Origin of the sequence: Sphingomonas hankyongi (genome assembly GCF_023516575.1) — a bacterium.
GTDB classification, from domain to species: Bacteria; Pseudomonadota; Alphaproteobacteria; order Sphingomonadales; family Sphingomonadaceae; genus Sphingomicrobium; species Sphingomicrobium hankyongi.
On record NZ_JAMGBE010000003.1, the window covers coordinates 505,860 to 531,689 of the forward strand.

Here is a 25,830-nt window from a genome sequence, read left to right on the forward strand (position 1 = left end):
GGTCGGGGTAAACGGCGTCGTCGCATTGGGTTGGGGAATAAGGAAATTCTGAACGTGGTAGCTTTCGTACCAAAGTCGACGCGTGCTCTATCGGCCACGGCGCTTTTCGCTCTTGCCATCGCCGGCGCCGCCTTCGCCCAGGACCCATCGCAAGAGTCGCAGCCTACTGCGCCCAGCAGCACCAGCGGACTTAAGCTCCCGCAAGCCATCGAAGTATTCGGCCAGAAGATGCCGTCGGTCGTGAAGGCGACCGCGATCGTCAACGGCGAGGTGATCACCCAGACCGACATCGATCAGCGCCTCGCGCTTCTAGCCATTGCGAACGGCGGTCAGATACCGAGCGAAGAAATGGAGCGCTTGCGCCAGCAGATTCTGCGCAATCTCATCGACGAGACGCTGCAGATCCAGGCAGCCAAGGCCGAGAAGATCGAGATCAAGAACGCGGACATTGAGAAAACCGTCGCGCGCGTTGCCGGTAACGTGAAACAGACGCCCGAGCAGCTGACCAACTATCTCGAGGCCAACGGTTCCTCCATCAAGTCGCTGCGCCGTCAGATCGAAGGAGAACTGGCGTGGCGGCGCCTCCAGCAAGCTAAGATCGAGAGCGGAGTCAGCGTCGGCGACGAGGAAGTGAAGGCGGTGCTCGACCGTATGAACGCCTCCAAAGGATCGGAGGAATATCGCGTAGGCGAGATCTTCCTGTCCGCTACGCCGGCCAACGAAGCCGAGACAGAGGCGAACGCCGCGCGCATCCTCGCGCAGCTGAAGAACGGCGCGTCCTTCGCCGGCTATGCCCGGCAATATTCAGAGGCGTCGACTGCGGCAGTGGGCGGCGATCTCGGATGGGTCCGCCCCGAACAATTGCCCGCTCCGTTGGCCGCCGCGCTGCGACAGATGGGCCCTGGCACGATCAGCGAACCGATCCAGGTCCCGGGTGGCGTCTCGATCATCGCCGTTCAGGACACTCGCAAGATCCTTACTGCCGACCCGCGCGACGCCGTGCTCAGCCTGAAGCAGGTTTCAATCAGCTTTCCGAAAGGCACGGCAAGAGAGTCCGCCGAGCCGATTGTGGCCCGATTTGCAGAAGCGGCGCGCAACGTTGGCGGCTGCGGCGGCGCTGAGCGCATTGCAGCGGACTTCAAGGCCGAAGTGGTCCAAAGCGATCAGGTGAAGATGCGCGATCTTCCGCCGACCCTTCAGCAGATCATGCTGCCGATGCAGGTCGGTCAGGCGACCCAGCCGTTCGGCTCGATCGAGGAAGGTGTTAGAGTCCTGGTGATCTGCGGCCGCGACGAGGTCGACCCAACCGAACCGACCTTCGATCAGGTGTACAACCAGCTGAACGAAGAACGGATAAACATGCGGTCGCGGCGGTACCTGCGCGACCTGCGCCGCGATGCGATCATCGAATTCCGGTAATCTGGCAATTCCGATAAGGGCAGTTGGTGGCTAGCCCTCTCACGACACCCTTGGCCGTATCCCTGGGGGACCCGGCGGGCATAGGCCCGGAGGTCATCGCCAAATGCTGGGACAACCGATCGGCATTCAATCTTCCCGTGTTCGCTGCGATCGGCGACCCGCGGTCTGTCGCGGCAGTATGGGACGGACCGATCGAGCTCATTTCGGATCCACGCGAGGCCGATTCCGCCTTCGACCTGGGGCTGCCGCTGATCCAGCTCGCGTCCGCTGAAGCAGACACCCCGGGGCATCCCAGCGTTGCCGGCGCTCATTGCTCGCTTGACGCGCTCGAGCTTGCCGTCGGCCTCGCCCGCTCAAGTTCGGCCGCGGCGGTCGTCACTGGCCCGGTCGCCAAGGAGCAACTTTATGCGATCGGCTTCCAGCATCCCGGACAGACAGAGTTCGTAGCCGAACGCTGCGGGATATCTCCCGGTAATGTCGCGATGATGCTGGCCGGACCTACGCTTCGCACCGTTCCGGTAACGACCCATCTCAAGCTCACCGACATTTCGCAAAAGCTGACTAGCGCACTCATAGAATCGCGCGGCCGGGCCGCATTGCGCGGTCTGCAACGCAATTTCGGTATCCCCGAACCTCGACTGGCAGTCTCCGGGCTCAATCCACATGCCGGCGAGGGTGGAATGTTGGGCGCGGAAGAGCAGGAGATCATCGCTCCCGCGATTGCCGCGCTCGCCGCTGAAGGCTGGCGGGTAAGCGGACCGCATCCGGCCGACACGATGTTCCACGCGCGCGCTAGAGCCGCATATGACGCAGCGCTCTGCATGTACCACGATCAGGCGCTGATACCGGTCAAGGCGCTGCACTTCGAAGATTCCGTCAACGTGACTCTAGGATTGCCGATCGTCCGCACGGCGCCCGATCATGGCACCGCCTTCGATATAGCGGGCCAGGATCGTGCCGATCCGCGCCCAATGGCTGCCGCGATACGGATGGCAGCCGAAAACGCGGCCTATCGCGCGGATTCCGCTTGAGCGGGGCAGCCGAGCCGCTTCGGGAGGTCATTGCCCGGCACGGTCTCAGCGCAAGCAAAGCGCTCGGACAGAATTTTATTCTCGACCGACAGCTGCTCGCCCGGATTGCGGCCATTCCCGGGCCGCTGCAAAACCAGCGAGTCTATGAGGTTGGTCCGGGTCCAGGCGGACTGACGCGCGCGTTGCTCGACGCAGGCGCTTCCGTCGTGGCCGTGGAGCGCGACCGCCGCTGCATTCCTGCCCTGGCTGAGCTGATGGACGCCTTTCCGGAGCGCCTGGCGCTGGTTGAGGACGACGCTCTCGAGATCGACGAGCGAGCGCTCGCGGGCGAAGGCGCCCATGTCGTTGCCAACCTGCCCTACAATGTCGGCACGGCCTTGCTGCTGAGATGGCTCGGAGCTGATTGGCCGCCGTGGTGGCGTTCGCTGACCCTCATGTTCCAGAAGGAAGTCGCCGAAAGGATCGTCGCTGGCGCGGGGTCGCCCGCCTACGGACGGCTTTCCGTCGCGGCGCAATGGCGCTCAACGCCTCGAATCGCGCTGACGGTCAATCGCTCGGCTTTCGTACCGCCGCCGAAAGTAACCTCGGCAGTGGTGCACATCGTCCCGCGCGAACAGCCCGAGGGCGTCCACCCCGATGTCATGGAGCGGCTTACGCAGGCGGCCTTCGGGCAAAGGAGGAAGATGCTTCGCTCGACGCTAAAAGCGCTCCCCGGAGCGCTCGACGCACTCGAATATCTCAACCTTGACCCGCAGCGGCGCGCCGAGACCCTATCGGTCCACGATTTCGTCCGCCTCGCGCGATTGCTGAGTTAGTTGGTCTTCGGCGTTTCGGGTGTCTTCGCGGACGCGACAGTCGGTCCACGCGTAATGGCCGCGGAAAGTTGCGCCACTTGCGGGCAGCCCTGCCTGCAGATCGTCTGCAGCTTCTGCAGGTTCTGCTGAGCCCGTGCGACCGCGCCGAGCTCGACCATGGCTTCACCCTGGATCGCGATCGCGTCCGCATCGTTCGGCTCGAGCTGCAGCGCCTTGTTTGTCATCCGGATAGCCTTGCCGAACAGGTGCTGCTTTTCCGCAACACGGGCGAGGTCCACGAAAGCGCCACGATTGCGCGGGTCGACCGCGAGAGCAGTCTCGAAGAGGTCTTCCGCCTCCGTGAGCTTGCCGGCCGAATATAGCGCCCGCCCCTGCTTCTGCAGCTCGGCGGATTTCGGCAAGATCTGATCGTCGGAACGCTGTCCGGACACGGGCGCCGCAAGCGCCAGGCTGGCGAGGCCGATCAACAGGAAACGAGACGTAGCGCGCATCAAACTCTCCATTTCAACGCTCGACTAGCACGGTCGTGCCAGACGCGCGACGAAAAAGCCGTCGGTCCGATCGTGAGCTGGAGTGAGCAACCGCCCTGCTCCGTCCGTTCGACCGCCACCGATACCTGCGTCCTGTATCTGCCATGATGAACGGCTGCTGAGGAAGTCGGCAATTCGGCCTGACCCTTCGCGGGACAGGAGAGAGCAGACCGCATAGATCAGGCGACCGCCGGGCCGCACCAATTCGGCGCCAATGTCGAGAAGGCGCTCCTGTACCGCTGCCAGCCGGTCCAGCCGTTCCGGCGTCAGTCGCCAGCGCCCTTCTGGATTGCGACGCCAGGTGCCGCTGCCGGAGCAAGGCGCGTCGACCAGCACCACGTCGGCCACGCCACGCCAATCCTCGAGCTCCTCGATCTCCCGAGGAGGATTCAACAGTCGGGTTTCGATCTTCGCGCGCGCGCGATCCGCTCTTGGCCGGAGTTTCGACAATCTTGCGCGGTTAGAATCCGTGGCGAGGATAATGGCTTCCGACGCCGCGGCAGCAAGGGCGAGAGACTTCCCGCCGGCACCCGCGCAAAGATCGAGCAGCTTCTCGCCGTTTCGCGGCTCGCAAGCGAGGGCGATGAGCTGGCTCCCCTCGTCCTGGACTTCGATCAGCCCCTCCGCGAAGGCAGGATGATCGTCGATGCGGCTGTCCGGCGGCAGGCGCAGCCCCCAAGGACTGAGCTCCGTCGCCTCTGCACCAGGAAACTGATCTAAAACCACCTCTCGTGACGTGCGTGCTGCGTTGACACGAATGTCGACCAGCGCGCGCTCCAGTAATGCCGGCCATTCATCACGGGTGACCAAGGGCGACAGCTCGGCCATGAGCCATTCGGGAACAAGCGAAGCGGGCGCTCGCTGCTCGGAATCCCTGAGCAGCTCTGGACCACGAACTTCCCCGAACAATTCGAGCAAGGAAGGATCGTCGGCGGCAAGGCCGACAATAGCAGACCGCCCGCTTGCGGGTCGTTCCGCGCTGCGCCGTATCGCGCTGAAGACGAGCTCCCGCACGGCCCGCCGGTCTTTCGATCCGGCATAACGCCGCCGCTTGAAGTAGCGCGACACGATGACGTCAGCCGGCGGACCGTCCTGAACCGCGGCTTCGATAACCTCGTCGAGTATCTCGCTCGCTGCCTGCAGGCGCGCGGCGGGCGTCATTGCTCAGCGCGTCGGATAGTTGGGCGCCTCGCGGGTGATCGAGACATCGTGAACATGGCTTTCTGAAAGCCCCGCATTTGTGATGCGCACGAATTTCGCCCGCTTCTGCAAATCGTCGATCGTAGTGGAACCGGTGTAACCCATCGCCGCCTTAACGCCGCCCACAAGCTGGTGGATGATGTCGCGGACCGGGCCCTTGTACGGGACCTGGCCTTCGATGCCTTCCGGCACCAGCTTCAGGTGGTCGCGGATGTCCTGCTGGAAATAGCGGTCAGCGGACCCGCGGGCCATTGCCCCGACGGAGCCCATGCCCCGGTACGATTTGTAAGAGCGCCCCTGATAGAGGAAGATCTCCCCTGGAGCTTCCTCGGTGCCCGCGAGCAAGGACCCGACCATGACGGTTGACGCTCCGGCGGCCAGCGCCTTGGCGATATCGCCGCTAGTCCGGATTCCGCCGTCGGCGATCACCGGCACTCCGTTGGCAGCGCCTGCCGCTTCCATGATCGCAGTCAGCTGCGGGACTCCGACGCCCGCGACGATGCGCGTAGTGCAGATCGATCCCGGGCCGATGCCCACCTTGATCGCGTCTGCTCCGGCATCGACTAGCGCTTTCGCAGCGCTCGCCGTCGCAACGTTGCCGGCAACGACCTGGACAGAGTTGGACACGGTCTTCACGCGTTCGACGGCCCGCGCGACCTCCGTGTTGTGGCCATGGGCAGTGTCGATCACGATGCAATCGCACCCTGCTTCGATCAGTGCTTCCGAGCGCGCGAAGCCGGCATCGCCGACCGTAGTCGCCGCCGCGGCGCGCAGACGTCCCTCGGTGTCCTTCGTGGCCAGCGGCGCGGCCACTGCCTTCTCGATGTCCTTCACCGTGATCAGGCCGACGAGATGGTCGCGATTGTCGACGACGAGCAGCTTCTCGATGCGTCGCTGGTGAAGGATGCGGCGGGCGACATCCTCGCTTGTTCCAAGGCCGACGACCGCGAGATTTTCCCTCGTCATCAATTCGCTGACGGATTGGTTCGGATTTTCCGCGAAACGGACGTCGCGGTTGGTCAGGATGCCACATAGCTTGCCGGATTTCTCGACAATCGGGATGCCGCCGATCCTGTGCGTGCGCATCAGCTCAAGCGCCTCGGATAGCTTCTGATCCGGCGTCATCGTGATCGGATTCACCACCATACCGCTTTCGAAGCGCTTCACCGCGCGGACTGCCGCCGCCTGCTCTTCGACTCCCATGTTGCGGTGAAGGACGCCGATGCCGCCCAATTGCGCGAGCGCGATCGCCATGTCGGCTTCAGTCACCGTGTCCATCGCCGAGGACAGGATCGGAATATTGAGCGGGATTTCGCGGGTCAGCCGCGTCTTGGTGTCGGCCTGGCTGGGAAGGACGCTCGATTCCAGCGGCTGGAGAAGGACGTCGTCAAACGTCAGACCAAGGGGGATTTCGGCAGTTTTATTCGGTTGAGCCATATCGGCCCATGACAGGTGAAGCGCGATTCGCCAAGTGCGCCTAGGACTTGGCTCGCTCCAACACGCGTCTTGCAGCCTCGACGTGCATGCGCTCGATCATCTCGTCTTCAAATCGTTCGGCGCCCCCGTCGAAGGCGCCAATCAGTTTTCGCGCGCGCTCGATCTCGGTCTCCGATGGACCGAAGATGCGGTTGCAGGGGTCGATCTGGCTGGGATGGATGAGACTCTTTCCGTCGAAGCCTAGATTGCGTCCATCCTGGCATTCCGCTTCGAAGCCTTCCGCATCGCTCAGTCCATTGAAGACCCCGTCGAACACCGGGACGCCGGCTGCGCGGGCCGCAAGGACGATCATCTGTAGCGAAGCGCTGATAGGCTCGCGCGTCGCGGCAAGCGGTAGTCTGAGATCAGCGCGGAGATCGTTGGTTCCTGCGATCAGCCCAGCCGTCTCGGGCGCGATGCCGGCCGCAGCGAGCACGCCGGCGGCGGTCTCGATCATCGCCAAAGCGGGCTTGCCTGCGGCCTCCCGCGCTTCCCTGACAAGATGCGCCGAGCTGGCGCGGGGAATCACGAAGGCGCTCGCCGCCGATCCCGCGACGGCATCGAGGTCGAGGGAATGCCACTCGGTTCCCGCCCCGTTTACCCGAATGGCGACCGGCTGCCGCCATTCGGATGCGACAGCCTCGACAGCCGCGCTTCTCGCGGCGGACTTATCAGCCGGCTTAACCGCATCCTCCAGATCGAGCACCACCAGGTCGGCATCGAGCCCTCGCGCCTTCTCGATGGCCCGTGGATTGGACGCCGGCAGAAACAGCAGAGACCGTACGGCGAAAAGGTCGATGTCGCTTTTTCCTTCCGCTCCGCTCATCGCCGTCGCATCATGCCTCGAAAGCGCAATTTCGAGGAAGAGGCATGCTCACGACGTTCATGACCGCCATCGCGGTCCTCGTACTTCTGGTAGTGATGATGAGCGTCAAGATCGTCCACCAGGGATATCGCTACACGATCGAGCATTTCGGACGGTTCGTACGGGTCGCGCAGCCGGGTTTCAATTTCGTTCCTCCGTTTTTCTACCGCGTCGGCCGGAAGATCAACATGATGGAACAGGTGCTCGACATCCCGGGTCAGGAGATCATCACCAAGGACAATGCGATGGTGGCGGTCGATGGCGTCGTTTTCTTCCAGGTGCTCGACGCGGCCAAGGCGGCATATGAAGTCAGCGACCTCTACACAGCCATCATGGCCCTCTCGACCACCAACCTGCGCACGGTGATGGGCTCAATGGATCTCGACGAGACCCTTTCCAAGCGCGACGAGATCAACGCTCGCCTTCTCGCCGTGGTCGATCACGCCACCGAAGCCTGGGGCGTCAAGATTACACGGGTCGAGCTCAAGGATATTCGGCCGCCGTCGGACATCGTCAACGCCATGACCCGGCAGATGAAGGCCGAACGCGAGAAGCGCGCCGCAATCCTCGAATCCGAAGGTATGCGCGCTTCCGAGATCCTCCGCGCGGAAGGCGAGAAGCAAGCGAAGATCCTGCAAGCGGAAGGCCTGAAGGAAGCCGCGTTCCGCGAGGCCGAGGCGCGTGAACGCGCTGCCCAGGCCGAAGCCACCGCGACCAAATCGGTCAGCGACGCGATCGAAGGCGGAAGCACCCAGGCGATCAACTATTTCATCGCGCAAAAGTACGTTGAGGCGCTCGGTAAGTTCGCAACTTCGCCGAACGCGAAGACGATACTCTTCCCGGTAGAAGCCACCCAGCTGATCGGCACCCTTGGCGGCATCGGCGAGCTGGCGAAGGACGTCATGGCCGACAAAAACGTTCCGCAGATCAGGGGCAAGGCCGTGCCGAGCGTCCCCGACACGAAATGATCGAAGGCATAGATCCCGGATGGTTGTGGCTGATTGGCGGTGTCATTCTACTGATCGCCGAGGTCATCGCGCCCGGCTTCTTCCTCGTGTTCATCGGCGCCGCTGCAGTGGCGACCGGCCTGTTCACGATGCTGTTCGATCTCGGGACGGTCCCGCAACTCGCGCTGTTCGCGCTATATGCTTTGCTCGCCGTGCTGATTGGACGGCGGTTCTACGCCAACCGCAACGCCGACAGCAGTGACCCGTTATTGAACGATCGGGCGGGTCGGCTGATCGGCAAGGTTGTAACGGTCGTCGAGGCAGTGGACGAACATGGCGGCCGAGTGCGTGTCGGCGACAGCGAATGGAGCGCGCGCGGCGGTCCCGCCACGACTGGACAGCGAGTGCGCATCGTTAGCGTTGACGGGAACTGCCTGAACGTGGAAGTCGAGCGTACACTTCCTTCTGCGTAGCGGAGCTCCACGACTTGAACGCTTTTCAGCTTACCAGGCGGCAGGCGCTCGCCAGCCTCGGCGCGGCAACTGCCCTCCCTCTTATCCAGTCTCCGGCTTTCGGCCAGCCCGCGCCGGCATCTGAAGCCGAGGCGAATGCGCTCCTCGACTCCATCGCCGAGAATTTGCTTCGCTTGTCACCCGAGAGCGCGACGTCGCTCGGAATCGACAAAGGCGAGCGCGCCTATCTCCGCTCCCAACTCAGCGACCGTTCCGGGATTGGGACGCAGCGGGTCGCGCAGACCCTGCGTTCGGACCTTGCTCGCGCCAACGCCGTAGACGTCAGCAACCTATCGCATGCGACCCGCACGAGCATTGAGGTCGTGCGCAGCGCCTACGCAACTTCCCTCGAAGGGTTCATGCTGCCCTACGGCGATGTCGCCGTCGGCGGCTGGCGCAACACGCCTTATGTCGTGATCCAGAATGTCGGCGCCTACCTCGACGTGCCGCGCTTCCTCGATTCCGACCATCCGATCGACAATGCGGCCGACGCGGAAGCCTATCTCGCCCGGCTCGCTTCGTACCCGCAGCAGCTGGACAATGAGCTGGGGCGCGTCATCGCCTATCGTTACAAGGGTCTCATCCCGCCAGCCTTCCTGCTCGACAAGGCGCTCAACCAGCTAAAGCAATCGGCGAAGGGCGCGCGCGAGGGCGGAGGGCTCGTCGAATCGATCGAACGCCGGACGCGCGAGGAGAAGATTCCTGGCAATTGGGCCGACCGCGCCCGCGCCATCGCCCAGAAGGAAGTCGCGCCCGCGCTTGAGCGCCAGATCGCGGAGCTCACGCTCCAGCGCGGCATGGCCACCGGCGATGCCGGCATGTGGTCGAGGCCGAACGGCGATGAATATTACAGCTGGGCGCTAAAGGCCTCGACCACGACCATGATGACGCCGGACGAGGTCCACGCGATGGGCCTGTCCGAGCTCGAAGCCCTTCATGCGCGCATGGACGTGATCCTGCGCAAGCTCGGCTACACCCAGGGATCCGTCGGAGCGCGGATGACGGCGCTATCGGACGATCCCCGCTACAAATTCTCGGACGGCGACAAGGGCCGCGCGGAAATCATGGCCTTCATCCAGGAGAGGCTGAAGATCGTTCGGTCGAAGCTGCCGCATATGTTCAACACGCTGGTCCGCGGCAACCTGGAAGTGCGGCGACTTCCACCGGAAGAAGAGCCCGGAGCGCCTGGCGCTTATGGCGGAGCCGGCTCCATCGATGGCTCCATCCCAGGCAAGTTCTGGATCAACCTCCGCACCACCGATCTTCACAGGAGGTACGACCTGCCGGATCTCGCTCACCATGAAGCGATCCCCGGTCACGTGTGGCAGGGCGAATATGCGAACAAGATGCCGCTCATCCGCACCATGCTCGCCTTCAATGCTTATTCGGAAGGCTGGGCGCTCTATGCCGAGCAGCTCGCGGACGAATTCGGCGTCTACGACGATTTCGAGGTCGGCAAGCTCGGCTACCTCCAGTCGCTCGCATTCCGCGCCTGCCGCCTCGTCGTCGACACGGGGCTTCACGCAAAGCGCTGGAGCCGCGAACAGGGTGTTCGCTTCTTCGTCGAACGCAACGGCTCCAAGCCCGAAGAAGTCGCAAGCGAAGTCGACCGTTATTGCAGCTGGCCCGGCCAGGCATGCGGCTACAAGGTCGGCCACACCACCATCAACCGTGAGCGCGACAAGGCCAAAGCAGCGCTTGGGCCGCGGTTCGACATCAAGGCATTCGATGATGCGGTGGTGCTCGGCGGCAACGTCCCAATGGACGTGCTCGCCAAGAATGTGGACGACTACATCGCTCGCGCACGGAACGGTTGAGGCCTTCAGCCGTATTGCTGTGTTGGATTCGAGCGGCGTGGCAGCTCGCCTCAAGGAGAATGAATGGCTGATATCGATGAGGAGCGCGAGCTCCTGACCGAGGCCGGGCCTGTAAGTTCAGGCCTTCCGACCCTCGACTACATCCTTCGCGGCGGTTTCGCGGCAAACCGCATTCATCTGGTCGAAGGCGAACCAGGCGCCGGCAAGACGACACTCGGCCTGCAATTCCTTCTCGAAGGAAAGCGGAAGAAAGAGCGGTGCCTGTACATCACACTCACCGAAGGCCGCGACGAACTGATCAACGTCGCCCAGACTCACGGCTGGGATCTCAACGGGATCGACATCTTCGAGCTAGTCCCCCCCGAGCTGAGCCTCGATCCGGAACGAGAGCAATCGATCCTCTACGCTTCGGACCTCGAGCTCGGTGAAACGGTGAAGCTCGTGATGGCGGAAGTCGAACGGGTCGCGCCCGCGCGCATCGTCTTCGACAGCCTTTCGGAGATCCGCCTCCTGGCCCAGGGACCCCTGCGCTTCAGGCGCCAGGTTCTCGCGCTCAAGCACTTCTTCGCAGCGCGCAACTGCACCGTCCTGTTCCTCGACGACCTCACGCAGGGTCCGGACGACCTTAGCCTGCACAGCCTGGCTCACGGCGTGGTGAGGCTTGAGCAGATCGCCCTCACCTACGGTGCCGAGCGCCGCCGCCTGCGCGTCTACAAGATGCGCGGCCGGGCCTTCCATGGGGGCTTTCACGATTTCCTGATCCGGACGGGCGGGCTAGAGATCTTCCCGCGCCTCGTGGCCGGTTCACATCCGCAGCTCGAAGTCCCGCAAAATCAGGCGCGCAGCGGCATAGCCCAGCTCGACGAGCTGGTCGGGGGCGGGCTGGACTATGGAACCTCCACCTTGGTGGTTGGCCCTTCTGGCTCCGGCAAGTCGACCATCGCGATGCAATATGTCCGCTCGGCGCTCCAGCGCGGCGAGAAAACGTTGTTCGTCAGTTTCGACGAGACGGAGCGAATATTCGTTCAGCGCGCGCGGGGCCTCGGTTGGGACCCTGAGGTCGAAGCCAATCAAGGTCAGTTCCTTTTCCGCCAGGTGGATCCGGCGGAGCTCTCGCCTGGCGAACTTGCCGGAGCGGTCTCGAAAGCCGTCGACGATGGGGCCACGGTGGTCGTGCTAGACTCCCTGACCGGTTACCAGCACGCGATGCCGGAAGAGCAATTCATGCTCCTGCAGATGCACGAAATGCTGACTTACCTGAACCAGCAGGGCGTGCTCACTTTCGTCATCCTCACGCAGAGCGGGATGGTGGGTCAGATGCAGACACCCGTGGATATGACCTACCTCTCCGATGCAGTGCTGCTGCTGCGCTTCTTCGAAGCCGAAGGCGAAATCCGCCGCGCTATATCGGTGGTGAAGAAGCGGACCGGCCCTCACGAAAGCTCGATCCGCGAGATGCGCATCGACCAGGGCGGCGTCCAGGTCGGCGGCAAGCTGGACGGTTTTCGGGGCGTGCTGACCGGAACGCCGATTTACGAGGGACGGGAGAGGCTTCTCGAGGATCGGGGTGGATAAGCCGACTGATCCTAATTCCTTGCTGATCCTCGCGCCTGACGGCCGCGATGGGTCGGTACTATCGGCCTTGTTGGCGGATGCCGGGATAGGCGCGCAGATCGACGCCACCGGCGACGCACTCGTCTGCGCCCTTGAGAGCGGCGCTGCGGCCGGCGCCATCATTACCGACGAGGGCCTGACGCGAATTGGCGTCAACGAGCTGCGAAAAGCGACAGAGAGGCAGCCGACCTGGTCCGACTTCCCCTTCATCGTGCTTACGCGGCGGAGCGACCGCGGGCGCAGCAACCTGCTGGGGATCGAACAGACGCTCAACGCCACTTTGCTCGAAAGGCCGCTGCACCCTGCGTCGCTGGTCAGCGCGGCACGATCGGCGATCAGGAGTCGCGACCGTCAGCGCCTGGCGGCGCGCCATCTTGAACAGCTTGAAAGCGCTCGGGCAGAGCTGCGCGCCCTCGCCCAGTCGCTCGAGAGCAAGGTGCGTGAGCGTACGAGAGAGCTGGCAAGTGCCAACGACCGCCTGACCGCGGAAATCGCCGAGCGCGAAAGGGCCGAAGAACGCCTGGTGCAGGCACAGAAGATGGAGGCCCTGGGCCAGCTGACAGGCGGTATCGCCCACGATTTCAACAACCTGCTGACCGCAGTGATCGGATCGCTTGATCTGCTGATCAAGCGCTCGGATGACGAGCGCACATTGCGTCTGGCTCGGAATGCGCTCCATGCAGCCGAGCGAGGCGGCACCCTAACGGCGCAGTTGCTGGCCTTCTCGCGGAGGCAGCGCCTCTCGCCGGTAGCGATCGACGTCAATTACATCATCTCCAGCATGGGCGACCTGCTCGCTCGATCGCTGGGTCCGCGAATCCGGCTGGAGACCGTCCTCGACCCGGCATTGTGGCCGGCTCTCGCCGACCGAACGCAACTCGAGATGATGATCCTCAATCTCGCCATCAATGCTCGCGACGCGATGCCCTCGGGAGGTACGCTGCGGATTTCGACGAGCAACGCTTCCGCCGTGCCGGACGACTTGAGCAGCGAATTGAAGCCCGGCGAATATGTGTCGATTGCAGTAAGCGACTCCGGCGTCGGCATGAACCAATCGGTTCTGGCGAAAGCCTTCGAGCCCTTTTTTACGACCAAGGAAGCAGGCAAGGGCACGGGTCTTGGCCTGTCGCAGCTCTATGGCTTTGCTCAGCAGTCCGGCGGCACTGCCAAGATCGACAGCCAGGAAAACCAGGGCACTACCGTCCGGATCTACTTGCCCCGGACGATCGCAATGCCGCATCGAGCCGGAGAAACGTCGACTGCGCCGGACCAGATCCATCGGGCACGGATCTTGCTGGTGGACGACGATGACGACGTTCGCGGCGCTGCCGAAGCAATGATCGAGGAGCTGGGTTACCCAGTCTCGTCATTCGGCAGCGGCCAAGATGCCATCCGGGCCCTGGAACGGGGGCGTTTCGACCTGTTGATCACCGACATCATGATGCCTGGCATGAACGGGGCCGAAGTTGCGAGACTCGCGCGGAAAGGCGGATTGGACAAGGTGCTGTTCGCGAGTGGCTACGCCGACATCGAGGAGTTCGGCGAGGAGCTCGACAATGCACTGCTCGTCAGGAAACCGTTCCGAATGGCGGACCTTGCGGCGAGCATCCAGGCTGCCCTGAGCGGTGCTAAACCTGAGCGCGCCAAAGTCGTCGATCTCGCGGAAGCTCGGAGAGACCGGGGCGACTGACCCCCACCAGGCGCTAGCGGGAGGCCCATCCCCGCGGCTGCGCTCCGGGCGGAGGCGGGAATCCCGCAAGCACCGCGGACACCGTCGCATCGAGCTTGGAATAATCGATCTCGTCGGAGTAGGAATCTTTCTGCGCCACCCCGTGCCAGACCGGTTGGCGCGTCTTGGCGTCATATATGTCGATGACCAGGCTCCGCTCGGTCACTTGATAGGAATCGATATAGGGATAACCCCAACCGCCCCAGCCCGGACCCCAGCCCCAGCCGCCGCCCCAGCCGCCCCAGCCGTGCCAACCGCTTCCCCAGCCCCAGCCGCCCCAGCCGCCGTAACCGCCGTAGCTTTGCACCTCGGTGCGGTCTTGCTCACCAATGGTGAAAGCGATCGCGAAATCGCCAGGATTGGCCTGGGTGAATCCGCGAGTGTTCAGCTCGCGATCGATCGACGCCTGCACTCGCCGGAACATCAATGGATTCATGCCGCGCGGAACGTCGACGGGTATCCAGCTATAGGTTCGATAGCTCGCATAGTTCGCGGCCGGGTCGAAGTCTGTCCGGATCGTCGGCCCATAGGCGCAGGCCGACAACAGTAATGCGGCAGCCAAGGGAAAGACCCGCATGGTCGTTCTCCCTAATCTCTGAAGTCCATCTCTGCCCCGTACGGGCAGCTCGCCATCAGTAGAACCCCTTAGTCGTCACGGCAACGTACCGAGATCAGGTGGTACGAAGTTGCGGCGCGCCGCGACCGAGAAAAGGTGCTCACGAGAGTAGAAGCGCAAGGGCCAGTCGCGGCGCCCCATAGGCGAAAGCAGCAGGTCGTTGACGAGCTCGTGCAGCGGCGCGTCCGGATCGGCTTCCTCCAGGAAAAGGCGGACGCCGCGAAGGAACGCGCGGGTGATCGTCTCGTGGTATCCTTCCGTATCGCTGTTCACGCCGCCGATGCTTTCGTTGAAGCTGCGGATGATGGCCGGCAACTCCCTGTCCAAGTCGATGTCCGGCCGTCTGAGCAGCAGATAGGTTGTCGCGGCGAGATGCGCTTCATGGGTCCACTCCCCGCGCGCTAGCGTGCGCGAGAGGAGGCCTTCGCCGAGATGCGCGATCTCGGCATCGGAAGTGAAGAGTCGTGGGCTGTAATCGATCATGATCGGATCCTTGGAAGGGCCCGATCGGTGACCGGGCCTAAACTGAAGTGGCCTGCGGAGCTGGGGCCTGCGCCGATTGTTGCGCTTGCCCTTGCTTTGGACCCGATTGCCGCACGCCCTCATCCACGTGCGGGGCGAACTCGGCGAAATTCTGAACGAACAAGTCGACCAGCTTGGCGGCGGTGCGGTCATACTCCGCCGCATCTGCCCAGGTGCTGCGCGGATCCAGGATCGAGGTGTCGACGCCAGGCACCGAAACGGGTACCTCGAAGCCGAAATTCGGATCCTTCCGGAACTCGACGTTCTTCAGGCTGCCGTCGAGCGCCGCATTGAGAAGCGCCCGCGTTTCCTTGATCGGCATGCGCTTGCCGACCCCGTACTTGCCGCCCGTCCAACCCGTGTTGACCAGCCAGCAGTCCGCTCCGCCCCTGGCGATCCGCTCCTTCAGCAAATTGCCGTAAACAGTCGGGCGACGCGGCATGAAAGCAGCACCGAAGCAGGTCGAGAAAGTTGCTTCCGGTTCGGTGACGCCAATTTCGGTGCCGGCAACCTTAGCGGTGTAGCCCGACAGGAAGTGATACATCGCCTGGTCCGGCGTGAGCCGGGAGATCGGCGGAAGGACGCCGAACGCATCCGCCGTTAGGAAGATGATCGTCGACGGCGGGGGTCCAAGATTTTCCTTCGACGTATTTGGGATAAAGTCGATCGGATAGGCGCCGCGCGTATTCTCTGTCTTGCTGGCGTCGGTGAAGTCCAGCTCGCGCGTTTCCTCGTCCATCGCCACGTTCTCAAGGATCGTGCCGAACCTCTTGGTGGTCGCGTAGATTTCGGGCTCGCCTTCGGCCGAAAGGTTGATCATCTTTGCGTAGCAGCCGCCTTCGAAATTGAAGACAGCGGTGTCGGACCAACCATGCTCATCGTCGCCGATCAGCGTACGGCTAGCGTCTGCCGACAACGTCGTCTTGCCGGTACCGGACAGGCCGAAGAAGATCGCGCTCCTGCCGTCGGCGCCGATATTCGCCGAGCAGTGCATCGGCATTACGCCCTGTGCGGGCAGAAGGAAGTTCAGCAGGCCGAACACGCCCTTCTTCATCTCGCCCGAATATTCGGTGTTGCCGATAAGAATCATCTTCTCGGTGAAATTGACGGCGATCACCGTGTCGCTGCGGCATCCATGGCGCTCCGGATCGGCCTTGAAGCTGGGCAGGTTGATGATCGTATATTCCGGCTCGAATCCTGCGAGTTCGCCCGCATCCGGGCGCACCAGCAGCGTCCGAACGAATAGATTGTGCCAGGCCATCTGCGTGATCACGCGCACATTGACGCGATATTCGGGCTGGCTTCCGCCATAAAGGTCGGCAACGAATAGCTCGTCCTGTCCCTTCACCGCCTCGAGAAAGTCAGCCTTGAGGGTGGCCCAATGCTCAGGCGACATGGGCTGATTGATCTTGCCCCAGTTGATTGTTTCTTCGGTCGTTCCATCGCGAACGACGAACTTGTCCTTGACGCTGCGACCCGTGAACTTGCCGGTGTCAACTAGCAGGGGGCCGTTCTTCGCGAGCAGGCCCTCGCCGCGACGCACCGCATGCTCGACCAGCGGCGCCGTCGTGAGATTCCAGAAGATCTCGGCGTCCGTTGCGATACCCTGCGCATCAAGTCCCTTGCGTGGAGCGCGGTCCGTCACAGTCGATTCTACCCCTTTCCAAAATGCCAAAAGCGGCGGCGACCGGTCAGGCCTGCCGCCGCTTACTGTTAAGCGCCTATAAGCCGAATTCGGTTGCGCGGTCAAAATGGATAGGGCTGCTTGTCTCGCAATTGAGCGCTGGCTAAGCCCGCTTCGTCAGGGGCGGCCACGGAAACGCACAGCGGATGAACCAGGTAATCGCGCTGGTCGACGACGACCGCAACATCCTAACTTCGGTATCGATCGCCCTTCAGGCCGAAGGGTTCGTTACGCGCGTCTATTCGGACGGCGCGACTGCGCTGAAAGCATTTGCCGACAACCCTCCCGACCTGGGCGTCTTCGACATCAAGATGCCGGCTATGGACGGAATGGAGCTTCTTCGGCGCCTCCGCGAGTTCAGCCCCATGCCCGTGATCTTCCTTACGTCCAAGGACGATGAGCTGGATGAGGCGCTGGGGCTGGCAATGGGGGCGGACGATTATATCGCCAAGCCTTTCTCGCAACGGCTGCTGATTGCTCGGATTCGCGCAATCCTTAGACGGCAGGAATTGGCTCGCGGTGAGGCTACCGCGGTTCAGGATGAGGCGGACCAGCCTCTGCTGGAGCGCGGCAGGCTGATGATGGATCCCGCCCGTCACAAAGTGCGGTGGGACGGCAAGGAAGTAAGCCTCACGGTTACCGAATTCCTGATCCTGGAGGCCTTGGCGCAGCGGCCGGGGGTCGTCAAAAACCGCAATCAATTGCTCGATGTTGCCTATAATGACGATGTTTATGTCGACGACCGCACCATCGACAGTCATATCAAGCGCATCCGGCGCAAGTTCCGGGCTGCCGATTCCACCTTCGATGCAATCGAGACCCTCTATGGCGTCGGATATCGATTCGACGAGCAATGAGGATCCCGACCTCCAGCTGAGCTGGTCGGGTCAGTGGACGCTTGGCTACCGCATCCTTGCGGTCAATTTGCTCACGATCTTTCTTCTCGCAGCAAGCGTGCTTTACCTCGACGTTTTCAGAAATCGTCTGAGTAAGGAGCGCAGCAGGCAGGCGCGCGTCGAGGTGACGACGACCGCGCAGGCCCTGGCGTATACGCCCCAGGACAAGTGGCCCGCTTTGCTCGCCTCCGTGTCCAAGACAGGCGAAACCAGGATGCGGCTCTATGATTCGGGCGGCCGCATGGTGATCGACAGCTGGCGCCTCACCGGCCCGACCTACGAGTTGAAGGATCCGAACACGCAGAAGTGGACGAAGGACTTCGCGCGAGCGCTCGATCGTGGATTCAACGCGCTCGTCGGCGCTAAACCTCTCGACGATTATATCGATCCTTCCATCGATCGGCTTCAGGCCTGGCCCGAGGCCCGTCAGGCCGCGACGCGAGGCAAGGCGGTAAGCGCCGTCCGCAATGCCCCCGACATGACGCCGGTGCTCTCCGCCGCGGTCCCGGTCGCGGGGAATGTGCTCCTCCTGACCGACAACGATCGCGCCTTCACGAAGACGATCCGGCGGCAGCGTGCAGCCCTGGCGGTTACGATGGCGGCGCTGGTCACATTGTCGGTTCTGCTCTCATTGTTCCTGGCGAAGACCATTGTCCGCCCGCTTCGGCGACTGGCAATGGCCGCGCATCGGGTGCGGCTTGGACGATCCAGGGAGGTCCGCGTGCCGAGGCTGCCGACCCGAACGGACGAGATCGGTCTGCTCGCCCGCGCGGTCTCCGACATGAGCCAATCCCTCCGGCAACGTATTGATAATATCGAAGCTTTCGCCGCTGATGTGACCCATGAGCTCAAGAATCCGCTGGCGTCGCTTCGCTCTGCCATGGAGGGGCTGGAACGCGTCGACGATCCAGACCTCCGCGCCAAGCTCATCGGCATCGCGAGCGCCGACGTCATTCGCCTCGATCGCCTCATAAACGACATTAGCGAGGCTGCACGCACGGATGCCGAGCTCGCGCGCGCCGAGTTCGAGCGAGTGGACTTAGGGCCCCTGATCGAGCAACTCGTCTCGAGCTGGGAGACCCGTCGCGAAAAGGGCGACGCCAGGATCGCATTCGCCCGGCCACGAAAGGCGACCGCTGTCGTGATGGGCAAGCCGGACAGGCTTGTCCGGGCGATCAACAATATCATCGACAATGCGGTCAGCTTCTCGCCTCCGGGCGGCCTGGTGGAGGTCGCCGTTGCGAGGGTGGGCGATGAAGTGCGCATCCGCATCGATGACGAAGGGCCCGGCGTTCCTCCCGAAGCGCGTGAGGCGATCTTCAACCGGTTTCACTCCGTACGCCCGGACAATGAAAGCTTCGGCCGCCATTCCGGACTGGGGCTGGCGATCGCCGAAGCGATCGTCAAAGGCCACGACGGAGAGATCGACGTGCAGGACCGCGACGACGCGCCTTCAGGAGCGCGGTTCATCCTTCGGCTTCCAGCGGCGGACCGACCGTGAACGCCACCGTTCCGATGGCTGGCCCGCGCCTTTCAGCAGAAACCCTCCATGCCAGCACGGTGGCCATCGGGGGCCGCGCCGTCCTCATCAGCGGCCCATCGGGATCCGGCAAGTCCGACCTCGCGCTCAGGCTCCTCGACCGCGGCTTCGCTCTCGTTAGCGACGATCAGACCGTCGTAAAGCGGCGGGGGGACCTGCTCATCGCCTCGGCGCCGCCAAGCATCGCGGGCAAGATCGAAGTCCGCGGCATAGGCATCGTCGACATCGACCATATCGACGAAGTACCCCTCGCCCTCGTCGTGGAACTCACGAGCGAAATGGAGAGGCTTCCGGACGACAGCCGGCAACGGCTCCTTGTCGGGATTCACATTCCCGTCGTCACGATCGATGCGCTTACAGCCTCCGCGCCGTCGAAGGTCGCGCTCGCGCTCGACCGATTGGGCTTGAAGATCTGATGGAGAAGCGGCGGCAGCGCCGCCTGCCGCGGTTGGTGCTGGTCACCGGCATGTCGGGGGCGGGGAAGTCGACGGTCCTCGACGCGCTCGAGGACATGGGGTGGGACACGGTCGACAATCTGCCGACGGACCTTCTGCCGGACTTCGTCCGGGCGGGTGGTGAATGCCGGATCGTTCCGGCCGCCGTCGGCATGGACGTCCGCAGCAGGGGTTTCGAGCCCGAGGCCTTGCCCGAGCTCATCCGGTCAATCGAGGGAGTCGCACCGGAAATACTCTACCTTGACTGTGCCGGCCGCGAGCTGATGCGCCGCTATGACGAGACCAGGCGACTGCATCCCCTCGCCCCCGACCGGCCGGCGGAGGACGGAATCGCCCGTGAGCGCCGAGCCACGGCGCCGCTTCGCGCGGCAGCGGAAAGCATCATCGACACCACCGACCTCAGCCCGACCGAACTGCGCGAGGAGCTCAGGCGGCGCTACGGCGACGACCGGGACCAGCCTGTGCTGACCGTGTCGTCCTTCGCGTTCGCCCGCGGCATTTCCCGCACCGCGGACCTGGTATTCGACCTTCGGTTCCTTCCCAACCCGCATTGGATCGACGAACTGCGTCCCCTTACCGGAAAGGACGATGCCGTCCGCGCCTATCTTGCCGAAGACCCGTCCTGGGGTGAGACGGTCGCTCGTATCGAGACGCTTCTCATCGACTGGATTCCTCGTTACTGGGCAGCGGGCAAAAGCTACGTAACCGTCGCTTTCGGCTGTACAGGAGGGCGCCACCGTTCGGTGGCTGCGGCCGAAGAGATAGCGGACCGGTTGCGCAGCGCGGGGTTGCACCCGAATGTCCGTCACCGAGACCTGGCCTCGCCGCCGAGCGATACGATCGAGGCCGATCCGCGGGGAGAGGCTGAGGCAGGCGAGTGAACGAATGATTGGATTAGTGCTGGTGACACATGGCCGGCTGGCGGCCGAGTTCGTCACCGCAATGGAGCATGTGGTCGGTCCCCAGCAGGCTGTGGAAGCGATCTGCATCGGGCCGGACGACGACATGGAGGCGCGCCGGACCGACATTGCGGAAGCGATAGGCCGTGTCGAGCAGGGTCAGGGAGTGATCATCCTCACCGACCTGTTCGGAGGAACCCCGTCGAACCTCGCGATCAGCCTGATGAAGACCGAGAATATCGAGGTCATCGCGGGCGTGAACCTTCCGATGCTCATCCGCCTGGAAGGCGCGCGAAAAGTCATGCCCGTCCACGCTGCAGTCGCTGCCGCCCGCGAAGCAGGCCGCAAATATATCTCCGTCGCATCCGAGATCCTTGGGGAAGCAGCCGCTTGACGGCGTTGAGCCGCCACGTGGCAATCACCAACAAACGCGGGCTTCATGCGCGGGCCAGCGCGAAATTCGTCGCCGTGGCCAGCGACCTGGACGCGCAGATCGAGGTCGAGAAGGATGGCAATCGCGTCTGCGGCACGTCGATCATGGGCCTGATGATGCTCGGCGCCGCCATGGGCGACAGCATCGTAATCCACGTCGAAGGCAACAATGCCGAAGATGCGCTCCGGCAGCTCGTTACACTCGTCGAGGATCGTTTCGGCGAAGACTGACGTGCCGCGCCAGGTAACCGCCTTCTCAAACTCCACGGTCAAGCGGCTCCGCTCGCTCAGGGACAAGAAAGCCCGCCGCTTGGAGGGGATGTTCCTCGCAGAAGGCCTCCGCATCATCGCCGAGGCGCGGGATAGCGGCAGGCTTGCGGAGATCATCGCATTCTCACCTGAAGGCGCGAAACACCCGCTCGCGGCGGAGATCATTGCCGCCACCGAAGCTGCCGGCGGAGAAGCGATCGAGACGACCGCCGACATCCTGTCGAAGATGTCGGGCAAGGATAATCCGCAGATGCTGCTCGGCGCCTACCGGCAGCCGTCGACCTCACTGGACCAGATCGATCGGGCGAGTTCACCGCTTTGGATCGCCGCCCAGGCCCTTCGAGACCCGGGCAATATCGGCACGATCCTGCGGACGGGGGATGCCGTCGGAGCGGGCGGCCTGATCCTGATCGACGACTGCGCCGATCCGTTCTCGGTCGAGGCGGTCCGCGCGTCGATGGGTGCGTTATTCACGCAGCAGATCGCAACCTGTCGCTGGCCCGAATTCTTGAACTGGCTGAGGTCCGGACCGGGACAACTGGTGGGCACGAGCCTCAAGGCTTCCAAGGACTATCTCGAGGCTGACTATCAGCAGCCTTGCTTCCTCCTGATCGGCAACGAGCAGCAGGGGCTTCCGGCTGAGTACGAGGCGGAGTGCGACCTGCTGGTGAAGATCCCGATGGCCGGACGAGCCGACAGCCTCAACGCGGCCGTTGCTGCGGCGGTCATGGCTTTCCAGGTTCGCGCCAGCTGGCGCTGACGGAACCGCACCCTTCTCCCAAGGTTGTTCCGCGCATGAAAAGACTCCTTGCCATACCGCTGACCGTCCTCGCGACCGGGTGCCTCACCCCTCCGCCGCCGCCCGCCGCGCCTTATCGCGCCGTCGGGACCGAGCCGTTCTGGAACCTGCTCATCGATGAGCGTGACATCACATTCATCCAGCCCGATGCGCAGCCGATCCGGCAGCCCACGCCAAAGGTGATCGTCGGCATCGCCGGTGAAATCTACCAGACGCCACGGATCGGCGTGAACATCGTGCATGCCCCCGGCTGCAGCGACGGCATGAGCGACCGCGTCTATCCCGACAAGGTCCAGGTCACGGTGGACGGACGTCAGTTCAATGGGTGCGGCGGGCTTTAGACGGCTTTTCCCCGCCTTGGCGCTCCTGGGGAGCTGCACGAGCGTTCAACTCGGTCCGCAATCGCTTGCGGGCACCGAGTGGCGAGTGACCGAGATTGACTCCCGGCCGACTCCAGGCGGTCCCGACTTCGCCATGCAATTCCAAGCGACACAGTGGCATGGCGGCTTTGGCTGCAATGGCATGAGCGCGGAATATCGCCTCGCAGGCAACGTCCTGACCATCGGTCGAACGGATGGGCAGCAGTTCGTCCCCGGACGGATCATCGCGACGGAGCGCGATTGCTCCTCAACGCCAACCGGCCCGTTCGAGGGCGACGCAATCGCGATCCTCGTCAAGCCGATGACGGTGCGCTTCAGCAGCGCTCACCGCATGACATTGGCGAACGACGCAGGCTCGATTAAGCTGGAATTGCGGCGCTAAACGTCCGGCCTGTAAGTCACGAAGTTGACCATGCTCCGCGAATATCGGTGAGCGCGAGCGAGGGAAGACGACGTTCGGAAGTTGACCCAAATGTGACCTTTGCCAGAGCCTGGCAAATCTAGTCCTTTCGTTTTCAAAGAGCCGCCAAGCAGAGTCCGCCGACCTGCGCTCGCAAACGAAATCCTACATTGCAACGGCGCGATTATTCCGCGGCGATTTGCGGCGGCTCCTCGCCCGCTTCCTCACCAAGGCTAAGTTCCTCATCAGCGTAGCGCGGAAGCGCTTCCACCGGGGTCAGCACATCGATATCGCGGCGGCCAGGCTCGATATTCAGCTCACGGAACTTCCGGGCCGTCACCAATGAGCGCGTCTCAAAACTCGCAACGAAGCTGTTGTAATTGTTGACGGCAGTCGAGAGACCGCTGCCGACCTTGCGCAGATCGTCGGCAGCTTTTGCGAGGCGCTCGTAAAGCTCCTTCCCGAGCTCGCCGATTTGCCGCGCTTCCTTGGCCAGCTTTTCCTGGCGCCACACAGCCGCGACGGTGCGCGCGATGGCGATCAGGTTCGTCGGCGTCGCCAGCAGCACCTTCTTGTCGAAGGCATAATCCCACAAGGTGGAGTCCTGCTCGAGCGCGGCAGTCAGGAAATGCTCGCCGGGGATGAACATCACGACATAGTCGGGCGCATCCTCAAACTGCGACCAATAAGCCTTGGCGCCGAGCGTATTCACGTGAGCCCGAATTGCGGACGCATGCGCCGTAAGGTGCGAATCCCGCGCAGCCTCATCGATAGCGCCGAACGCATCCTGATATTCGTTCAGCGAGACTTTCGCGTCGATCACCAGCGATTGCCCGCCCGGCACCCGAACGACGACGTCGGGGCGGAGCCGGCCGCCCTCGCCGTCTTCCACGCTGACCTCGGTGGCGAAGTCGCAATGCTCAGACAGACCACAGGTCTCAAGCACGTTACGAAGCTGCTGCTCACCCCAGCGGCCTCGCGCTTTAGGAGCGTTCCGCAGGGCATTCACGAGCTTTGCGGCTTCGGCCGAAACGCGTTCCGTCCCCGTTCGCATCGCATCGATCTGGCCCGAAAGCAGACCGAAAGCGTCGCGGCGTTCCGCTTCCACCTTGGTAACGGTATCCTCATAGCGCTGCAGGCGCTCATGAACCGGCTGGAGCAACGCTTTGAGATTGGTTCCTGTAGTCTCTTCCGATTGGCGAAATCGCTGGTCCGCGCGCTTGAGGAAAGTCTCCTGCGCTTCGGCAAGCAATTTGTTGCTGATCTCCGAGAATTGGGCCGACAGCTGCTCCTTGGCTTCGACCAGCTCCCTGATGCGAACCTCGAAACCCTTCTCGCGCTCCAGCTGCGACGCTTCGAGCGCCGCCAGCCTGGTCACCGCGTCGCGATTAGAGTCGCGCTCCTTTGTCACTTCGTTGAGCTGGAGGCGCAGGCTGTCGACCGTATTCTTCGCGCCCGCCGCCTCGCGGCTAGCGAACAGCCAGCCAACGAGCGCGCCGAGGGCCAGCGCAATCACGCCAATTATGATAGTGACGGCATCCACCGGATCGCGCCCTCCCCAGAACAGAAGGCGAACTTTTACGGCGATTTGTCTTTGATCACAATAGGAACCGCCCTGCGTCGCAGCGGTTCTCCACAGAAATCCAGGAGCCTTTCATGTCCATCCGCAAGATGATCGCCCTGCACCCCGACGTTCATGGGCACGTCAACCAGCCGCTCGGTGATGCAGCACATCATCTGATGTACTGCGCGCGCATGTGCCTCAGCTGCGCCGACGCATGCGCGGCCGAGAAGATGGACATGCGGGAATGCATCCGCACCTGCCTCGATTGCGCGGACGTTTGCGAGGCGACAGGGAAGCTGGCCGTACGGCGCACGGGATCCAACGAGCAGGTGCTCCGCGAGATGCTGGAGCTATGCGCAAGGGTGTGTGACGCCTGCGCGGCCGAGTGCGAAAAGCACGACCACGAGCATTGCAAGCTTTGCGCGCAAATGTGCCGGGAATGTGCGGAGGACTGCCGCAACGCGGCGGCATCGATCGGGGGCTAGAAGTCCGACCTTCCGAAGCGGGCAACGCCCTGGTTGTGCCCTGGCGGGTCGAGAACGCTGACGTCGAGATCAACCGGCTCGCCGATCCAATCCGCCAGGCTGGTATGATCGGCGAGATCGTCATCGGTCAGCGGGTGCACCAACGCGCGAAGGCCGGACTCTTCAATAGCAACGACAACATCAGGTCGCGTGCCTTCGAGGAAATGGACTTCGAACTGCGGAATCGGATGCGGACCGACGCCGCGGTCCATCATGCGGCCGACGAAGAGGATTGCGGGCTGCATGGCGATGAAGCGATTGCGAAGCGCCTCGGCCGCCACACGTTCGTCATCGGAGAAGTAGATGTGGGCGTGATACGGCGTGCCAGCCTTCACGCCGCCTTGAGCCCCTGCTCTTTCCGCTGCTTGTCGAGCTTCTTGAGGATCATCTGGCGCTTCAGGCGGGACAGGTGATCGATGAACAGGATGCCGTTGAGATGATCCATCTCATGCTGAAGGCAGACCGCGAGCAGCCCGGTGATCTCTTCGTCCCGCTGCTTGCCGTCGATATCCAGCCACCGCGCCCGGATGCGATCCGGCCGGTCCACCTCTGCGAACTGGTCGGGCACCGACAGGCAGCCTTCGGTGTAGGGCACTTCCTGGTCCGAGCAGTCCAGAATTTCGGGGTTGATGAACACGCGCGGGTCCCTGATGGGCTCCCCGCCCTCTTCCTCCGGCTCCTGCAGGTCGATGACCAGGATACGCTTTGGCACGCCGACCTGGATTGCGGCCAGCCCGATTCCAGGCGCGTCATACATCGTCTCGAACATGTCGGAGACGAGCGCGCGCACTTCATCGTCGACCGTGTCGACGGGCTTGGAGATCTCTCGCAGGCGAGGATCCGGTACTTCTACGATCGGGCGAATGGCCATGAGGCTGATCTAATCTTTCGTGA

Annotated in this window: 28 protein-coding genes; 18 read left to right on the forward strand and 10 right to left on the reverse strand. The window is 63.2% G+C overall.

The annotated features are described in order from the left end of the window. Window positions 1-45 precede the first annotated feature (45 nt). Genes LZ538_RS11025 through rsmA form a run of 3 tightly spaced genes read left to right on the forward strand, consistent with a single transcriptional unit; the run spans window position 46 to window position 3,265 of the window. The gene (locus tag LZ538_RS11025) at window positions 46-1,419 is read left to right on the forward strand and encodes a peptidylprolyl isomerase (RefSeq protein ID WP_430741979.1); all 1,374 of its coding nucleotides are present in this window, start codon (window positions 46-48) and stop codon (window positions 1,417-1,419) included. 26 nt (window positions 1,420-1,445) lie between these two features. Then, entirely contained in the window at window positions 1,446-2,450 is a 1,005-nt protein-coding gene (gene pdxA / locus LZ538_RS11030; RefSeq protein ID WP_249832057.1) for a 4-hydroxythreonine-4-phosphate dehydrogenase PdxA, read from the forward strand. Further along, a complete protein-coding gene (gene rsmA, locus LZ538_RS11035; protein WP_249832058.1) occupies window positions 2,447-3,265 on the forward strand; it encodes a 16S rRNA (adenine(1518)-N(6)/adenine(1519)-N(6))-dimethyltransferase RsmA in 819 nt (272 codons plus the stop codon). Before pdxA ends, rsmA begins: the two co-directional genes overlap by 4 nt. Here rsmA and LZ538_RS11040 read toward each other — a convergent pair. Genes LZ538_RS11040 through LZ538_RS11055 form a run of 4 tightly spaced genes read right to left on the reverse strand, consistent with a single transcriptional unit; the run spans window position 3,262 to window position 7,297 of the window. Then, on the reverse strand, window positions 3,262-3,756 hold the full coding sequence (locus tag LZ538_RS11040) for a tetratricopeptide repeat protein (protein ID WP_249832059.1): 495 nt from the start codon (window positions 3,754-3,756) through the stop codon (window positions 3,262-3,264). The genes rsmA and LZ538_RS11040 overlap by 4 nt on opposite strands. A 24-nt stretch (window positions 3,757-3,780) precedes the next feature. Then, complete coding sequence (locus LZ538_RS11045) at window positions 3,781-4,956, reverse strand: RsmB/NOP family class I SAM-dependent RNA methyltransferase (RefSeq protein ID WP_249832060.1); 1,176 nt, start codon at window positions 4,954-4,956, stop codon at window positions 3,781-3,783. Between the two features lie 3 nt (window positions 4,957-4,959). Then, window positions 4,960-6,432 carry an IMP dehydrogenase gene (gene guaB / locus LZ538_RS11050; RefSeq protein WP_249832061.1) on the reverse strand — a complete coding sequence of 491 codons (1,473 nt, stop codon included), beginning with the start codon at window positions 6,430-6,432 and terminating at the stop codon, window positions 4,960-4,962. A 40-nt stretch (window positions 6,433-6,472) separates the two neighbouring features. After that, entirely contained in the window at window positions 6,473-7,297 is an 825-nt protein-coding gene (locus LZ538_RS11055) for an HpcH/HpaI aldolase/citrate lyase family protein (RefSeq protein WP_249832062.1), read from the reverse strand. Window positions 7,298-7,341: 44 nt separating this feature from the next. Here LZ538_RS11055 and LZ538_RS11060 point away from each other — a divergent pair, with 44 nt between their 5' ends. The 5 genes from LZ538_RS11060 (at window position 7,342) to LZ538_RS11080 (ending at window position 13,916) form a co-directional block, all read left to right on the forward strand. Continuing rightward, window positions 7,342-8,304, forward strand: coding sequence for an SPFH domain-containing protein (locus LZ538_RS11060; RefSeq protein ID WP_249832063.1), 963 nt, complete (start codon window positions 7,342-7,344; stop codon window positions 8,302-8,304). Continuing rightward, the gene (locus tag LZ538_RS11065) at window positions 8,301-8,756 is read left to right on the forward strand and encodes an NfeD family protein (protein ID WP_249832064.1); all 456 of its coding nucleotides are present in this window, start codon (window positions 8,301-8,303) and stop codon (window positions 8,754-8,756) included. Before LZ538_RS11060 ends, LZ538_RS11065 begins: the two co-directional genes overlap by 4 nt. Window positions 8,757-8,770: 14 nt before the next feature. After that, window positions 8,771-10,612 carry a DUF885 domain-containing protein gene (locus LZ538_RS11070; RefSeq protein WP_249832065.1) on the forward strand — a complete coding sequence of 614 codons (1,842 nt, stop codon included), beginning with the start codon at window positions 8,771-8,773 and terminating at the stop codon, window positions 10,610-10,612. Window positions 10,613-10,675: 63 nt separating this feature from the next. Beyond that, window positions 10,676-12,187 (forward strand): ATPase domain-containing protein, encoded by a 1,512-nt coding sequence (locus LZ538_RS11075; protein ID WP_249832066.1) that lies wholly within the window; start codon window positions 10,676-10,678, stop codon window positions 12,185-12,187. Continuing rightward, the gene (locus LZ538_RS11080) at window positions 12,180-13,916 is read left to right on the forward strand and encodes an ATP-binding protein (protein ID WP_249832067.1); all 1,737 of its coding nucleotides are present in this window, start codon (window positions 12,180-12,182) and stop codon (window positions 13,914-13,916) included. Before LZ538_RS11075 ends, LZ538_RS11080 begins: the two co-directional genes overlap by 8 nt. A gap of 13 nt (window positions 13,917-13,929) precedes the next feature. Here the strand turns inward: LZ538_RS11080 and LZ538_RS11085 are convergent, their stop codons facing one another. The 3 genes from LZ538_RS11085 to LZ538_RS11095 form a co-directional block, all read right to left on the reverse strand. Beyond that, entirely contained in the window at window positions 13,930-14,532 is a 603-nt protein-coding gene (locus LZ538_RS11085) for a DUF4136 domain-containing protein (RefSeq protein ID WP_249832068.1), read from the reverse strand. 75 nt (window positions 14,533-14,607) lie between these two features. Further along, entirely contained in the window at window positions 14,608-15,054 is a 447-nt protein-coding gene (locus LZ538_RS11090; RefSeq protein WP_249832069.1) for a hypothetical protein, read from the reverse strand. Between the two features lie 37 nt (window positions 15,055-15,091). Beyond that, window positions 15,092-16,738, reverse strand: coding sequence for a phosphoenolpyruvate carboxykinase (locus LZ538_RS11095; RefSeq protein WP_249832070.1), 1,647 nt, complete (start codon window positions 16,736-16,738; stop codon window positions 15,092-15,094). A 185-nt stretch (window positions 16,739-16,923) separates the two neighbouring features. Here LZ538_RS11095 and LZ538_RS11100 point away from each other — a divergent pair, with 185 nt between their 5' ends. Genes LZ538_RS11100 through LZ538_RS11140 form a run of 9 tightly spaced genes read left to right on the forward strand, consistent with a single transcriptional unit; the run spans window position 16,924 to window position 22,830 of the window. Beyond that, window positions 16,924-17,634, forward strand: coding sequence for a response regulator transcription factor (locus LZ538_RS11100; protein WP_249832071.1), 711 nt, complete (start codon window positions 16,924-16,926; stop codon window positions 17,632-17,634). Next, window positions 17,603-19,174 (forward strand): sensor histidine kinase, encoded by a 1,572-nt coding sequence (locus LZ538_RS11105; RefSeq protein ID WP_249832072.1) that lies wholly within the window; start codon window positions 17,603-17,605, stop codon window positions 19,172-19,174. The genes LZ538_RS11100 and LZ538_RS11105 overlap by 32 nt, the downstream gene beginning before the upstream one ends. A 14-nt stretch (window positions 19,175-19,188) precedes the next feature. Next, on the forward strand, window positions 19,189-19,629 hold the full coding sequence (locus LZ538_RS11110) for an HPr kinase/phosphorylase (protein ID WP_249832218.1): 441 nt from the start codon (window positions 19,189-19,191) through the stop codon (window positions 19,627-19,629). Next, window positions 19,629-20,549 carry an RNase adapter RapZ gene (gene rapZ / locus LZ538_RS11115; RefSeq protein ID WP_249832073.1) on the forward strand — a complete coding sequence of 307 codons (921 nt, stop codon included), beginning with the start codon at window positions 19,629-19,631 and terminating at the stop codon, window positions 20,547-20,549. Before LZ538_RS11110 ends, rapZ begins: the two co-directional genes overlap by 1 nt. Before the next feature lie 4 nt (window positions 20,550-20,553). Beyond that, complete coding sequence (locus LZ538_RS11120) at window positions 20,554-20,961, forward strand: PTS sugar transporter subunit IIA (protein WP_249832074.1); 408 nt, start codon at window positions 20,554-20,556, stop codon at window positions 20,959-20,961. Then, on the forward strand, window positions 20,958-21,230 hold the full coding sequence (locus LZ538_RS11125; RefSeq protein WP_249832075.1) for an HPr family phosphocarrier protein: 273 nt from the start codon (window positions 20,958-20,960) through the stop codon (window positions 21,228-21,230). The genes LZ538_RS11120 and LZ538_RS11125 overlap by 4 nt, the downstream gene beginning before the upstream one ends. Window position 21,231: 1 nt before the next feature. After that, window positions 21,232-22,029, forward strand: a complete 798-nt coding sequence (locus LZ538_RS11130) for a TrmH family RNA methyltransferase (protein WP_249832076.1) — start codon at window positions 21,232-21,234, stop codon at window positions 22,027-22,029. Window positions 22,030-22,064: 35 nt separating this feature from the next. Then, complete coding sequence (locus LZ538_RS11135; protein ID WP_249832077.1) at window positions 22,065-22,409, forward strand: COG3650 family protein; 345 nt, start codon at window positions 22,065-22,067, stop codon at window positions 22,407-22,409. Next, the gene (locus tag LZ538_RS11140; RefSeq protein WP_283937759.1) at window positions 22,390-22,830 is read left to right on the forward strand and encodes an META domain-containing protein; all 441 of its coding nucleotides are present in this window, start codon (window positions 22,390-22,392) and stop codon (window positions 22,828-22,830) included. Before LZ538_RS11135 ends, LZ538_RS11140 begins: the two co-directional genes overlap by 20 nt. Window positions 22,831-23,032: 202 nt before the next feature. Here LZ538_RS11140 and LZ538_RS11145 read toward each other — a convergent pair whose 3' ends face one another. Continuing rightward, on the reverse strand, window positions 23,033-24,391 hold the full coding sequence (locus tag LZ538_RS11145; protein ID WP_249832079.1) for a DNA recombination protein RmuC: 1,359 nt from the start codon (window positions 24,389-24,391) through the stop codon (window positions 23,033-23,035). 113 nt (window positions 24,392-24,504) lie between these two features. Here LZ538_RS11145 and LZ538_RS11150 point away from each other — a divergent pair, with 113 nt between their 5' ends. Beyond that, window positions 24,505-24,897, forward strand: a complete 393-nt coding sequence (locus tag LZ538_RS11150; RefSeq protein WP_249832080.1) for a four-helix bundle copper-binding protein — start codon at window positions 24,505-24,507, stop codon at window positions 24,895-24,897. On the opposite strand, the gene LZ538_RS11155 is transcribed toward LZ538_RS11150, so the two are convergent. Continuing rightward, on the reverse strand, window positions 24,894-25,271 hold the full coding sequence (locus LZ538_RS11155) for a DOPA 4,5-dioxygenase family protein (RefSeq protein WP_249832081.1): 378 nt from the start codon (window positions 25,269-25,271) through the stop codon (window positions 24,894-24,896). The two genes, LZ538_RS11150 and LZ538_RS11155, sit on opposite strands and share 4 nt — an antisense overlap. Continuing rightward, window positions 25,268-25,807, reverse strand: coding sequence for a peptide deformylase (gene def / locus LZ538_RS11160; RefSeq protein WP_249832082.1), 540 nt, complete (start codon window positions 25,805-25,807; stop codon window positions 25,268-25,270). The genes LZ538_RS11155 and def overlap by 4 nt, the downstream gene beginning before the upstream one ends. Window positions 25,808-25,830: the final 23 nt, after the last annotated feature.